Annotated in this window: 8 protein-coding genes and 1 pseudogene; 1 reads left to right on the top strand and 8 read right to left on the bottom strand. The window is 36.6% G+C overall.

Going from position 1 to position 14,772, the window contains the following annotated elements; translation table 11 throughout:
• Nucleotides 1-74: 74 nt before the first annotated feature.
• Both DB891_RS12450 and DB891_RS12455 read right to left on the bottom strand, forming a co-directional pair.
• Nucleotides 75-2,465, bottom strand: a complete 2,391-nt coding sequence (locus tag DB891_RS12450; protein WP_116763909.1) for a 3-hydroxyacyl-CoA dehydrogenase/enoyl-CoA hydratase family protein — start codon at nt 2,463-2,465, stop codon at nt 75-77.
• Nucleotides 2,449-2,916 (bottom strand): MarR family winged helix-turn-helix transcriptional regulator, encoded by a 468-nt coding sequence (locus tag DB891_RS12455; protein ID WP_116763910.1) that lies wholly within the window; start codon nt 2,914-2,916, stop codon nt 2,449-2,451. Before DB891_RS12455 ends, DB891_RS12450 begins: the two co-directional genes overlap by 17 nt.
• A gap of 298 nt (nt 2,917-3,214) precedes the next feature.
• Here DB891_RS12455 and DB891_RS17625 point away from each other — a divergent pair, with 298 nt between their 5' ends.
• Nucleotides 3,215-3,364: a hypothetical protein gene (locus DB891_RS17625; protein ID WP_189337146.1), complete on the top strand. Its 150-nt coding sequence runs from the start codon at nt 3,215-3,217 to the stop codon at nt 3,362-3,364.
• Between the two features lie 63 nt (nt 3,365-3,427).
• Here DB891_RS17625 and DB891_RS12460 read toward each other — a convergent pair whose 3' ends face one another.
• From DB891_RS12460 to DB891_RS12485, 6 genes and pseudogenes are all read right to left on the bottom strand, one after another.
• Nucleotides 3,428-4,477, bottom strand: coding sequence for a proline iminopeptidase-family hydrolase (locus DB891_RS12460; protein WP_116763955.1), 1,050 nt, complete (start codon nt 4,475-4,477; stop codon nt 3,428-3,430).
• A 273-nt stretch (nt 4,478-4,750) separates the two neighbouring features.
• Nucleotides 4,751-6,523: an AMP-dependent synthetase/ligase gene (locus tag DB891_RS12465; RefSeq protein WP_116763911.1), complete on the bottom strand. Its 1,773-nt coding sequence runs from the start codon at nt 6,521-6,523 to the stop codon at nt 4,751-4,753.
• Nucleotides 6,524-6,721: 198 nt separating this feature from the next.
• A pseudogene (locus tag DB891_RS12470) lies at nt 6,722-6,860 on the bottom strand (phosphoribosylformylglycinamidine synthase subunit PurQ); the annotation flags it as partial.
• Between the two features lie 36 nt (nt 6,861-6,896).
• Nucleotides 6,897-9,182, bottom strand: coding sequence for a GH92 family glycosyl hydrolase (locus DB891_RS12475; protein WP_116763913.1), 2,286 nt, complete (start codon nt 9,180-9,182; stop codon nt 6,897-6,899).
• 153 nt (nt 9,183-9,335) lie between these two features.
• Nucleotides 9,336-12,989, bottom strand: coding sequence for a phosphoribosylformylglycinamidine synthase (purL, locus tag DB891_RS12480; RefSeq protein WP_116763914.1), 3,654 nt, complete (start codon nt 12,987-12,989; stop codon nt 9,336-9,338).
• A gap of 174 nt (nt 12,990-13,163) precedes the next feature.
• Nucleotides 13,164-14,675, bottom strand: coding sequence for a right-handed parallel beta-helix repeat-containing protein (locus DB891_RS12485; protein WP_116763915.1), 1,512 nt, complete (start codon nt 14,673-14,675; stop codon nt 13,164-13,166).
• Nucleotides 14,676-14,772: the final 97 nt, after the last annotated feature.

Genomic DNA, 14,772 nt, shown 5'->3' on the forward strand with positions numbered 1-14,772 from the left:
CGGATAGATAATAGATGATAGACTTTTACGTGTTACGGATTTTGTCTATCATCTATCCGTCTTTTATCTATTATCTAATTACGAAGTGGTTTCCCTTTTGTTAACATGAACTGAATTCTTTCTAGCGTTTTTCTCTCAGTACAAAGTGATAAAAATGCTTCGCGTTCAAGGTCTAATAAATATTGCTCAGATACCAAAGTGTGTTCCGATAAATCACCACCAGCCATAACATAAGCCAGTTTGTTTGCAATTTTTAAATCGTGTTCTGAGATGTATTTACCGGCAACCATTTGATTGGTTCCAACTAAGAACATTCCTAATGCCTGTTTACCCAAAACTTTTACATCCGTTCTGCGAATTGGTTGTGTATAACCAGCTTCGGCCATTAATAAGGCATGTTTTTTGGCTTCTGCGATCTGACGGTCTTTGTTTACCACAATAATATCTTTACCGTGTTGTAAAAGTCCAGTATCAAAAGCTTCGTAAGCCGAAGTAGATACTTTTGCCATAGCGATGGTCATGAAATATTCTTGAAGAACATTCAATTCCACATCGTTTTTACGGAATAAATCAGATGCACGCATGGCCAATTCTTTCGAACCACCACCGCCAGGAATAACCCCAACACCAAATTCAACTAATCCCATATAAGTTTCTGCAGCAGCAACCACTTTATCAGCATGTAAGCTCATTTCGCAACCACCACCAAAAGTCATTCCGTGTGGAGCAACTACAACTGGAATCCCAGAATAACGCACACGCATCATCGTGTCTTGGAACATTTTGATGGCCATATTCAACTCATCATATTCTTGCTCCACAGCCATCATGAATATCATTCCGATATTGGCACCAACAGAGAAATTCGCTGCTTGATTTCCAATAACCAAACCTTGATATTCTTTTTCAGATAAGTCAATCGCTTTATTGATAGCTTGTAAAACATCGCCACCAATAGTATTCATTTTAGATTGGAATTCTAAGTTCAAGATTCCGTCTCCTAAATCCTGAATGATAGCACCACTATTGCTCCAAACTTTTTTGCTTTCGCGAATGTTGTTCAGGATGATAAAGGCATCTTGACCCGGAACTTTAGTTTGTGATTTTGTTGGAATATTGTAGAAATAAGTCGCTCCTTCTTTAATAGTATAAAAACTAGTACTTCCTGAAGCTAACATTTCAGTAACCCAAGCTGCAGGCTCTTGACCTTCGGCTTTCATGATTTCGATTCCTTTTTCAACACCAATAGCATCCCAAATTTCGAATGGACCATTTTCCCATCCGAAACCAGCTTTCATGGCATCGTCTATTTTGTATAATTCATCAGAGATTTCAGGAATTCTGTTCGAAACATAAGCAAACATTCCAGAGAAACTTTTTCTGTAGAATTCACCTGCTTTGTCTTTTCCTTTTACTAAAACCTTGAATCTGTTGATTGGTTTGTCAATGGTTTTGGTTAATTCCAAAGTAGCAAAAGAAGCTCTTTTGGCAGGACGGTATTCCATCGTATCCAAGTCCAAAGAAAGAATGTCTCTGTCTACTTTTTTGTAGAAACCTTGTCCAGTTTTGCTTCCGTACCATTTGTTTTCCATCATTTTGTTCACAAATTCCGGAAGTTTGAACAACTCGTGTTGTTCGTCTGTTGGGCAGTTTTCGTAGATTCCGTTGGCAACATGTACCAAAGTATCCAATCCAACAACATCCACAGTTCTGAAAGTAGCCGATTTTGGGCGACCAATAACCGGTCCCGTCAATTTATCCACTTCTTCAATAGTCAATCCCAATTCTTTTACCAAGTGGAACAAACTTTGAATTCCGTAAATACCAATACGGTTTCCAATAAATGCTGGAGTATCTTTGGCAACAACCGAAGTTTTACCCAAGAATTTCTCTCCGTATATCGTTAAGAAATCCAATACTTCAGTTGAAGTTTGTGGACCAGGAATAATTTCGAATAATTTTAAGTAACGCGCAGGGTTAAAAAAGTGAGTACCGCAGAAGTGTTTTTGGAAATCCTCGCTACGTCCTTCGCTCATAAAGTGAATCGGAATACCAGAAGTGTTTGATGTAACCAAAGTTCCCGGTTTTCTGAATTTTTCAATTTGCTCAAAAACCAATTTTTTGATATCCAAACGCTCTACAACCACTTCGATGATCCAATCTACATTGGCAATTTTCGCCATATCATCCGTAGTGTTTCCAGTGGTGATACGGTTAGCGAATTTTTGGCTGTAAATAGGAGAGGGCTTCGATTTTAATGAGTTGGCCAAATGTTCGTTTACCACACGGTTGCGAACAATTTTACTCTCAAGTGTTAGCCCTTTTTTGGCTTCTGCATCCGTCAATTCTCTTGGGACAATGTCCAAAAGTAAGACTTCTACACCAATGTTGGCAAAATGACAAGCAATTCCTGAACCCATAATTCCGGATCCAATTACTGCAACTTTTTTAATTGTGCGTTTCATCATTACTGTTTTCTTGTTGATTAAATATGTTTTTATTCTGAATTAGTTCGTTGATAATTTCAGCCACTTCTATGAAATTGTTTAGCTTTTCTTCCGAAACATGTTTTCTAACAGTTTCATTAAAATTCAAAACGGTATTCTTAGATAATTCCCTTTTTTCTTTTCCAAATTCGGTTAGGTAAATCAAAACGCCTCTGCCGTCTTCTGGATTTTTCTTTCTGATTATTAGCCCTTTTTCCTCCATGGATTTTAAGGTTCTGGTCAAGCTTGTGGCTTCCATTCCCATTCTGGGTCCTAATGCTGTAGAAGGTGTTCCTTCCTCTCTGTCAATACTTAATAAGGCAAATCCTGTTGCCATTGTAGCGTCATATTTAGCAGCTTCTTCGTTGTACATTCTGGATACGGCTTGCCAAGTTGCTCTTAAGATATAATCTATTGTTTTGTTTTTCATATTTTACTATATCGATTTCAAATGTAATAAAAAAAATACTATGCACGCATAATAAATTTTAATTTTTTTTAATTTTTTATAAATATAAATAAAAAACTCCTTTGAAATAAGGAGTTTAGGGAATATTATGCATGCGTGGTATTTTCTTGTTTTTTTAAAATAATGCTTTTTTGAATTTTAAATAAAAAGTGATGAAATTTTGATTTGAAGTGGTTAAAATGGGGTTATTTACTTATTTTGTTTTTTTACTTTGGTGAAAAATAAATCTTTATTTTTGTAATATAAAACTTCATGAATCATGAACTACAAAATATCATTTCAGGAAAGAGCCAAGTCGAGTATGGAGCAAATATCCAAGCAACCACCAGTTACCTTAGAAGAAGCAAGAGCACAGGTCGAATGGCTCAAAAATAATAGTGTTTCTTTTGATAAAAAAAAGAGAGTTTAAAGTTTATAAACCAAAAGCGTCCCAATTTAGGACGCTTTTATATTTTTATCATTTTTTAGTTTATTACCCTTTCTTAAAATTCCCACTATCCACATCTCTCAAAAACTGAATTACGCCTTTGAAATAGTTTTTTTGGTCATCATATTGCGAAAGATGGCTTCCGTTGGGACAAAACAAAAAGCGTCCGTTTTGAACTTCTTTAGACATCCATTTCATGTGTTCGGGATCCATAGTGTCGTATTTGGCACCAATGACCAGAGTAGGCACGGCAATCGTTTTAAGTCGAGCAGTGACATCCCAATCCTTTAAAGTGGCATTTCCTGTAATTCCAAATTCACTGGGTCCTTGCATATACACATACACAGACGGGTTCATGTGTTTGAAAGCTCTGTTTATGGATTCCGGCCATTTGTCAATTGGCATTCTTAAAATGTGTTCCGTATAATAGTACTTAAAAAGCAGTTCAGTGTATTTTGGATTGGAATAATCCTTGTTTTTTTCGAATGTTTTTATTTGGTCAAAAATGGCTTTTGGAAGTTTTGGTCCGAGTACTTCTTCGGCATATTTGTTGTAAGCAGGTGCGCTGGCCATCATGTTAGAAATAATCAGTCCTTTGAGATTTTTTTGGTATTTCAACGCATATTCCATAGCTAGGATTCCACCCCAGGATTGTCCCAAAACATAAAAATTGGTATTATCACAACCTAGTGCTTTTCGAACTTGTTCTACTTCTTCCACAAAACGTTCATTGGTCCATAGACTGTTGTCATTCGGCTGATCGCTGTAATAGGAGCCCAATTGGTCATAGTAGATGTATTCAATGCTTTCGTTTGGGAAATAGCCGTCAAATGATTCATACAGCTCATGGGTGAGACCTGGGCCTCCGTGAAGCAATAATACTTTGATGGTTGGGTTGTTTCCCACTGTTTTTGTCCAAACCTTGAAAGTGCCTTTTGGTGTGGTGATCGGAATCATTTTGATACCGCCGGTAAATTGATCATCCCTTTTGGAAAAATCCAGATAATTGGCTTTGATGGTGTCTTCGGGTTTTTCTTTGCAGCCTGTAATTAAAAAGAGGCTGATGAAAAGCATGGAGTAGATTTTGAATTTCATATGTAGATTTTTTTTTAATGGATCGTAATTGTTATCGCGCAATGCTGCTTTTTTTCTCGCAAAGGCGCAAAGACGCAAAGTTTAAAGTTATTTTATTTGCGACTTTGCGGCTTTGCGAGAAACAAGTTTAGAAAGTTTTGCATGAAAGCTTTAAACTTTAGATTTGCATTATTTTCAAAATAATAGTGAAGATAAGAAGTTTTTAAATACAAAAAGCCCTGACAGTAACTATCAGGACTTTAAATTTTTAATTGTAAATGGAGTTTATACCGATTAACCGTATATTTTTTTATACAGGTCTTTGTAGATTTCCAATATAATTTTTCGTTTTAGTTTTAAAGTAGGAGTAAGGTGTCCGCCATTTATAGACCAAACATCTGGAGTCAATTCGAAACGTTTGATTTGCTCCCAATTTCCGAATTTTTTATTTAGTTGGTCAATTTCTTCTTGAACACGTGCAATTACTTTTGGATGAGCAATTACTTCTTCATTGGTTTTTCCCACTTCGATACCGTGTAGTTTTTCCCATTCTCTGATAAATTCAAAACTAGGTTGAATGAAGGCACCTGGCATTTTTTCGCCATCCCCAATAACCATAATCTGTTCGATAAAACGAGATTGTTTCATGGTGTTTTCAATCATTTGAGGGGCAATGTATTTACCTCCGGAGGTTTTAAACATTTCTTTCTTACGGTCTGTAATTTTAAGAAAACCTTCCTCGTCAATTTCGCCAATGTCACCCGTATGGAAATATCCATTTTGGATAACCTCATTCGTTAATTTTTCGTCTTTATAATAGCCCATCATTACATTTGGACCTTTGCAAAGAATTTCTCCGTCTTCGGCAATTTTGACTTCTACATTTTCAATGGCTTTACCCACAGTTCCTATTTTGAAACCTCTGTTTCTCATGTCATTTACCGTAATAACAGGAGAGGTTTCGGTTAAGCCATATCCTTCCATAACTGGGATTTCTGCTGCTGCAAAAACCCTGGCCAGTCTTGGTTGCAAAGCGGCACTTCCGGAAACCATTAAATCTAAATTACCACCCAATCCTTCTTTCCATTTGCTGAAAATTAATTTTCGGGCTATTTTTAATTGAAATTCATACCAAGAACCATTGGCTCCATAAGGTTCGTAGCGCAATCCTAAATCGATAGCCCAAAAGAAAAGTATTTTTTTAATTCCGGTTAGCTCAGATCCTTTTGCGTAGATTTTGTCGTATACTTTCTCTAATAATCTTGGTACCGCCGAAATTACGTTTGGCCTTACTTCTTTTAGATTGTCACTTACTTTATCAATAGATTCTCCAAAATAAACCGATACACCATAATATTGGTATAAATACAAAATCATTCTTTCGAATATATGGCAAATTGGAAGAAAACTTAAGGATTTGGTGGTGCCAGGCTCAAAAGGTATTCTGGTAGCACTGTTTAGTACGTCTGAAACAATATTTTTATGGGAAAGCATTACACCTTTTGGTCTTCCTGTTGTTCCCGAAGTATAAATGATTGTAGCTAAGTCATCTGGTTTTACGTTGTTTTTGCATTCTTCAACATCGTTTTGATTGCTTAGGTCTTTTCCTAGTTGAAGCAACTTCTTCCAGTTTTTGCAACCTTCAATTTCGTTAAAGGAGTAAACCTCTTTAAACGTAGGGACATTAGCCTTAATGTTGTTTACTTTATTTAAGACTTCAATATCTGAAACAAAAACATACATGGCTCCAGAATGATTCAGAATATATTCGTAATCTTCTTGGGCGATGGTTGGATAAATAGGAACGGTTTGTGCTCCCGTTTGCAAAACACCAATATCCATAATATGCCATTCCGTTCTGTTATTGGTAGAAATGATGGCGACTTTATCGTCTTTTTGAATACCCATTCGCAGCAGTGCCCTAGAAATAGCATTGGATTGGTCAATGTATTCTTGGGATGAGGTTTTTACCCAAACCCCATTCTGCTTGGTTACTAAAGCATCAGATTTGTTGAATTTTTCTTGCTGATAGTAAGGGAAATCAAAAATGCGAGTGATATTTGTCATTGAGGGATTATTAATTTTTTCGCAAATTAAATAAAATTTAAGAATAATTTTTATTTTTCATAGAATAAATATGGAAAATATAATTACACAATTGACATTCAACGAAATCGATTTCTTAAAGGGGCAGATATTGAATGAATTGCATTAAAAAAGCGTTCCCTGATAGAGAACGCTTTTGTTAAAATTTATGTTGTATTCTTAGATTTTATCAATCCATTTTTTTGGCATTGACAAAAGCTTCATGCCAAGGTGTAACCTCATCATTTCGGTCTTTTGGATAGTGCGCCCAGTTCCATTGAAAAGTAGAACGCTCAATGTGTGGCATCATCACTAAATGTATTTCAATATGATTAAGTAAAATAGTTCCATTTAATCAAATCTTTTTAGGCTTTGCCCCCATATAGAAAGTTAATTTCGATCCATTGGTAATATCAGCGTGTTTGATAAATGAACTGTTTAAGGGTTTTCCGTTTAATAGCATTTTTTGAACATAAACATTTTTATCACTTTGGTTAATTGCTTTTACACTAAAGGTTTTGCCATTTTCTAAGGTTAATGCTGCATTGTTTACCAATGGCGATCCCAAAGCGTACTCATCAGATCCAGGCGCTACAGGATAGAATCCTAGTGAAGAGAAAATATACCAAGCACTCATTTGTCCGCAATCATCGTTGCCTCCTAAACCGTCGGGAGTAGGTTTGTATTGCATATTCAAAATTTTACGTACTTGGGATTGGGTTTTCCAAGGTTCGTCAGTCCAATTGTAAAAATAAGCTACGTGGTGCGCTGGTTCATTGCCATGAACGTAACCTCCGATAATTCCTTCTCGGGTAATGTCTTCTGTTTCTGCAAAAAAGGAATCTGGTAAATGCATTGAAAATAAGGTGTCTAAACGTGATGTGAAAGTTTTTTCACCTCCCATTTGTGTCATTAATTGACTTGGGTCTTGCGGTACAAAAAAGCTGTAGTTCCAGCTATTGCCTTCAATAAAGCCTTGTCCGTGGGTGCTTAAAGCGTTAAATTCTTTTTTGAAGGTACCGTCTGTCAATTTTGGACGCATAAAACCAGTTGTTTTGTCGAAATTGTTTTTCCAATTTTCGGAGCGTTTTATAAAATCATTATATACGTCAGTTCTGTTTAGTTTTTTGGCTATTTGTGCAATACACCAATCGTCATAAGCATATTCTAATGTATTTGAAACAGAAATGCCACTTTTCTCGGCGGGAATATATCCCAAATCGATATAGCTGCCAATTCCTTCGTAATTTCGGTGGTTTGCAGTTGTGATACAGGCTTCTAAAGCTTGATTTTTATCTCCATTGTAAACTCCTTTTATAATCGCATCCGATATCACGGAGACACTATGATACCCACTCATACACCAGTTATCATTGGAGTAGTGAGACCAAATTGGCAACATATGTAAGGCACTTTGATTGTAATGTGCCAGCATAGATTTTACCATATCATTATTTCGGGATGGCTGGATTATATTGAAAAAGGGGTGTAATGCACGATACGTATCCCAAAGTGAAAAAGTACTGTAATTGGTAAATCCATCCGCCTGATGTATTCCCTGATCCAGTCCTTTATATTGTCCGTTTATATCAGTATAAACGGTTGGGTTTATGAATGTATGATACATTGCAGTATAAAAGTTCACTTTAATATCATCTGGTGCAGTGATAGTGATTTTATTCAATTCTTTATTCCAAATTGCTTGCGCTTGGTTTTTTGCTTTTTCGAAATCCCAATCCTTAATTTCTGCCTGCATATTTTGCAATGCATTTTTTTGGCTGACGGATGATAAAGAGAATTTTATTTTTATTTTCTCGGCTTCTTCTGTTTTGAAATCAAAATACATTCGTATTTTTTTTCCGGCGATTTCCGGAAAGTTTTTACTTTGGTCGAACTTACCCCAAAATCCTCTGTACGGCTGCTTTTCATCATAATTTTTTAGACCATATTCTTTGAAAGGCTTAGAAAATGACATGGCAAAGTAAACCGTTCGGGTTCTTGCCCAGCCATTCGTTTGTCTGTAACCTGTAATCAATGTGTCGTTAATAACCCTTACATACGTCCAAATGTCCTTTTGGTCATAATTATAAATTCCGGCCATTAAATCTAAAATGATATGACTTTGGTCTGATTTTGGAAAGGTATATTGATGCATACCAACCCGAGTGGTAGCAGTCATTTCGGCTGTTATATTATCATCATCGAGTTTTACTTTATAATACCCTGCTTCGGCTGTTTCGTTGGCATGAGAAAACGTAGAACGATAACCACTTTTTGGATCTGTGGCAGTTCCTGGGTTCAGTTGTAATTTACCTTGTGTGGGCATAATTAGAAAATCACCAAGATCTGAATGTCCTGTTCCGCTTAGATGGGTATGACTAAAACCTACAATAGTCTTGTCTTCGTATTTGTATCCTGCACAATAGTTATAGACATCCCCATTGTATTTTCCATTAAGTTCGTATGAAATAGTATCCGTTTCCGGGCTTAGTTGTACAGCTCCAAAAGGAACTGTCGCTCCTGGATAAGTATGTCCCATTTTTTCGGTACCAATAATTGGCTTCACGTATTTGACTAAATTTTGTTGTGCATTAATAAAGGTTGAGCAAAATGAGAGTGTAAATAGAATGTGCCTTTTCATTGTATAAATTTATGGATGCTAAATCGTTTTAGTAACTAACTGTAAATATACAGGTTTGTATTTAATCTAACTAATCGTAAATTCTTTAAAAAATTGCATTAAAAAAAGCGTTCCCTGATAGAGAACGCTTTTGTTAAAATTTATGTTGTATTCTTAGATTTTGTCAATCCATTTTCTAGCATTGACAAAAGCTTCATGCCAAGGTGTAACTTCGTCATTACGGTCTTTTGGATAATGTGCCCAGTTCCATTGAAAAGTAGATCTTTCGATGTGTGGCATCATTACCAAGTGACGACCTGTTGTGTCGCACATCATAGCAGTGTTATAATCAGAACCGTTAGGGTTAGCAGGATAACTGTCATAACCGTATTTACCTACGATGTTGTAGTGTTCTTCGGCCATTGGCTTGCTGAATTTTCCTTCACCATGTGATACCCAAACTCCAAGTGTGGCACCAGCCAACGTAGATAACATCACAGAGTTGTTTTCCTGTATGGTTACAGAAGTAAAGATACTCTCGTGCTTGTTGCTCTCATTGTGGAGCATTTTTGGTTTTTGTTTGTGTTCTGGGTTGATTAATCCTAATTCGATGAACAATTGACAACCGTTACAAATTCCAACAGACAGAGTATCTTCTCTTTTAAAGAAATTGGTCAAAGCTGTTTTTGCTTTTTCATTGTATAAAAAGGCTCCAGCCCAACCTTTGGCTGAACCCAAAACATCTGAATTAGAGAATCCTCCAACAGCTCCAATGAACTGAATGTCTTCCAGATTTTCACGTCCCGAAATCAAATCGGTCATGTGTACATCTTTTACGTCAAAACCGGCTAAGTACATTGCATTGGCCATTTCACGTTCGGAGTTGCTTCCTTTTTCGCGGATGATTGCTGCTTTTGGACGTGGTTTTGAATTGTCGATTACAGGTTTTTTTCCTGTAAAATGTGCAGGGAAAGTATAGTTTAAAGCTTGATTTTTATAATTGTCAAAACGCGCTTGAGCTGTTCCGTTTTTAGATTGCTTTTGATCTAACAGGAAAGACGTTTTAAACCAAATGTCTCTGTATTTGGCAATGTCTAATTTACAAGGTCCAAAGTCTAAAGTAGCTTCCGTTGTTGCTGTTCCTAATTTGTAGAAAGCGACATTGTTTGCTTTTAATTTAGCTTCAACCGCCTCATCTGAATTGGCTTGGAAAACCACTGCGATGTTTTCGGCAAAAAGATATTTGATGATGTCTTTTTCTTCGAAAACAGAGAAATCGATTTTGGCTCCCAAATTCACATCGGCAAAACACATTTCTAGTAAAGTAGTGATTAATCCACCACTTCCGATGTCGTGTCCAGCCAGAATTTGATTGTCTAAAATCAATTCTTGAAGGGTGTTGAATGCATTTTTGAAAAAAGCAGCGTCTTTAATTGTTGGTGCATCGTTTCCGATAGCATTCAATGTTTGTGCCAAAGAAGAACCTCCTAATTTGAAGTCGTCTTGAGACAAATTAATATAGTAAATAGAACCACCGTCTTTTTGTAAAACAGGCTCTACTACTTTTCTAATATCGATACAATTTCCACCTGCAGAAATAATTACCGTTCCCGGCGCAATTACTTCGTCGTTTGGATATTTTTGTTTCATCGAAAGTGAATCTTTTCCTGTTGGAATGTTGATTCCCAATTCGATTGCAAATTCAGAACAACCTTCTACAGCGGCATACAAACGAGCGTCTTCACCTTCGTTTTTACAAGCCCACATCCAGTTGGCCGAAAGGGAAATCCCTTTTAATCCGTCTTTAATTGGTGCCCAAACAATATTCGATAATGATTCGGCAATCGCAGTTCTACTTCCTGCAACAGGGTCAATAAGTGCAGCGATAGGAGAGTGTCCAATCGATGTTGCAACACCTTCTATTCCTTGGTAATCCAAAGCCATAACACCACAATTGTTCAAAGGCAATTGCAATGGTCCAGCACATTGTTGTTTGGCAACTTTTCCACCCACACAACGGTCTACTTTATTGGTCAACCAGTCTTTACAGGCAACAGCTTCCAGTTGTAAAACTTGCTCTAAGTAAGTTGATATATTTTTTACGCTATATTCTAATGCAGGATAGTTGTAATTGATGGTTTTATCCGTCATTACCGTTTTTGGGGAACTTCCGAAGAAATCTTCCAAAGCATAATCCATTGGTTTTAAACCAGTACTTTTAGATTCGAAAGTAAAACGATGATCACTGGTTACATCACCTACTTGATACATCGGAGAGCGTTCTCTGTCTGCAATTCTTTGTAAAATATCGATGTCTTTTTGACCAATAATTAATCCCATTCTTTCTTGGGATTCGTTACCGATAATTTCTTTTGCCGAAAGGGTAGGATCTCCAACAGGTAATTTGTCTAAATCAATTAATCCTCCTGTTTCTTCAACTAGTTCAGAAAGACAGTTTAAGTGTCCACCTGCACCATGATCGTGAATAGAAACAATTGGGTTATTGTCGCTTTCTACCAAACCACGAATGGCGTTGGCAGCACGTTTTTGCATTTCGGGGTTCGAACGTTGAATAGCATTCAATTCGATTCCTGAACCAAAAGCTCCTGTGTCTGCAGAAGATACTGCGGCACCACCCATTCCGATTCTATAATTTTCTCCACCAAGAATAACAATTTTGTCTCCTTCTTGTGGTTTCTTTTTGATGGCTTGATCTAATTTTCCGTAACCAATTCCACCCGCTTGCATGATTACTTTATCATAACCAATTTTACGGTTGTTTTCTTCATGTTCGAAAGTCAAAATGGAACCAGTAATAAGTGGTTGTCCAAATTTATTTCCAAAATCAGATGCCCCATTCGAAGCTTTTATTAAGATGTCCATTGGAGTTTGGTACAACCATTTTCTAGCTTCAACAGCATCTTCCCATGGTCTGTTTTCTTCTAATCGAGAATAAGAAGTCATGTAAACCGCCGTTCCTGCCATTGGCAACGATCCTTGTCCTCCTGCTAAACGGTCACGAATTTCTCCTCCAGATCCTGTTGCAGCTCCATTGAAAGGCTCTACAGTTGTCGGGAAATTGTGTGTTTCTGCTTTTAAAGAGATAACCGAATCAAATTCTTTTATTTCGTAAAAATCAGGTTTGTCAGCTGTTTTAGGGGCAAATTGTTGTACTCTTGGTCCTTTTACAAATGCTACGTTGTCTTTGTAGGCCGAAACAATATCGTTAGGGTTTTCCTGAGATGTTTTTTTGATTAATTTAAAAAGAGACGTTTCTTTTTCTACACCATCAATTACAAAAGTTCCATTGAAAATCTTGTGGCGACAGTGTTCTGAATTGGCTTGTGAAAAAGCAAAAATCTCTGAATCCGTTAATTTTCTACCTAATTTAGTGGCTAAATTATCTAAGTATTCCACTTCTTCCGGACTTAAAGCCAAACCTTCACTTTTGTTGTAAGCAGCGATATCATCGATGTTCAGAATAGCTTCCGGAAGTACATTGATGGTAAATATATCTTGATTCAACTCGGTGTATTTTTGCGAAAGCATAGGGTCGAAATCATTGAAATCAGCCGTAGCTTTGTGGAATTCTTCGATACGAATGATTCCAGAAATCCCCATGTTTTGAGTAATTTCCACCGCATTGGTACTCCAAGGAGTAATCATAGTGGCACGAGGTCCAACAAAAAAATCCGACAAGACGGATTTTTCTATTTTATTGGAATCGGCAAAAAGCCAGTTGAGTTTTGAAATGTCTTGAGCCGAAATTTCGTTTTGCGTTTGTACTGCAAAAACAGTTTTGCTTTGGTTTTCAAAGAAATGGATCATTGTTGTGTAGTTTGTTGTATTTAACGGTGCAAATTTAGTTTAAATATATAGTAAGAGCAAATGTGAAAAGCAAAGACTTTGATAAAATCACACAATTAAAAAAAGACCGCAAATTCGCAAATTTTTATGGGTCTTAAAATAATATAATTTGCGAATTTGCGGTTAATTAACATTTTACTTCGGAAACGGTTTGTTTTGATAGGCTCCTAAATCTGGGGGTAACGTTCTGGTATTTCCAAGAATATCTAGCGGTATCAAATACGTCGAATTCCCTTTTGCGAAAGCGGAAGAAGTATTGTCTATATTGAAATTATTGATATTTGGATTAAAGAATTTGGGGTCTTTGTTGAGGGTAATAGTATTGTAATGCACTGGATCTGTATCGAATTGATAAAGCGGATCTTTGGTGTTGTTGGACTTAATCAAGCAATTGTTGAATTGGTATTCGAAAGTGGCTCCCGTTTTTTTACTTAAAAAAAGTTCATTGGAATAGGAACCATAAATGATACAATTGTTGAATGTTGCCTGAGTAAGGTCTTTGGTCTCGGGAGTTGCAGCTGTACTATAATTGCTAATAAAGACCGCTACTTGTCCAGGACTCGACCAGTTGTTGTTGAAGGTGCAATGTGTAAACTTGTAATTTCCGCCATAAGTACAGGCTAGACTTGCTTCTCCTGTATAGTTGATGACGATGTTTTCTCCTTTTATTAATCCGTTTTTGGCTTGAATTCCATAATGGGTACAGTTGTAAACCTGAGTATTTTTTATAGAAACGGTTGCTCCGTCATTACCCTCGATTAATAATCCAACAGTTGCGTTTTTTAGTGTGAGATTTTGAATCGTATTATTGACACTTCCTTCTTGCAACCAAATCGTTCCCCATTGTCCAGGAACATAGGCGAAATCGGGTTGTTGACGATCACTGCTAAAAATGACTTCGTTTTCTAATTTATCAGTGACTGATGTTGAACCATTGATGTGAATGGAAGCTTTTTTGGATACAATAAGACCGGAATTAGCATGAAAATAAACTCTTGCTCCAGGATCAAAAGTCACGGTTTCTCCTTCGGGAACGGCTGCGTAGCCATAAATAACATAGGCTTTTTTGTTGGTAAAATGGAGTTCATTGCCATGAATAGGGTCGTTTTTGTCCAGATAAAAACCGTTTTTTTTTTCATTTCCGATTGGGAGTGTTTCTGTGGTTCCGTCTGCATTGCGGTTGGGATATAATAAAATGGCATCTTGTACCAAGGTTACTAATTCTACCTTTTGAAGATTGGCTCCGCCGTCAAACTCAATTTGGTCGGTGTATAGAAACTCTGTAGGGGTTGCATTATCAGTTTCTACGGTTGTTTCTATGAAAATATACAGGCTGTCTTTGGCCAATAGCGTAACATTTTCGAATAGTTTGCCTTGATTGCCTTGGGCGCCATCAACGGACATTCGGTATTTTGAGTTTAATCCTTTGTTGAATTTTATGGTTGGAATGTTAATGTCGTTTTTTGAATGGTTATAGACTTTTAGGGTATAGGTACTCGAACTCAAATTGGTAAAAACCGTATCTAAATAAACAGTATCTTTAGAGAAAGTCAAATCACCGGTACTGGCTACGGTCTCAAAATCACTACGACAAGAGCAAAATGAAAGTAGTATTCCAGCTAAAAAAAGTAAAGTGATGTGACGCATTTGGTTTTGTTATTTTTTGTAAAAATAGGAATAAATTAGATTTGTAAGATTGTTAAGCGCTTTAGATTTTTATTTCTTTTTTGGATTGTCTATTTAA

Origin of the sequence: Flavobacterium laiguense (assembly GCF_003097655.1) — a bacterium.
Taxonomy (GTDB): domain Bacteria; phylum Bacteroidota; class Bacteroidia; order Flavobacteriales; family Flavobacteriaceae; genus Flavobacterium; species Flavobacterium laiguense.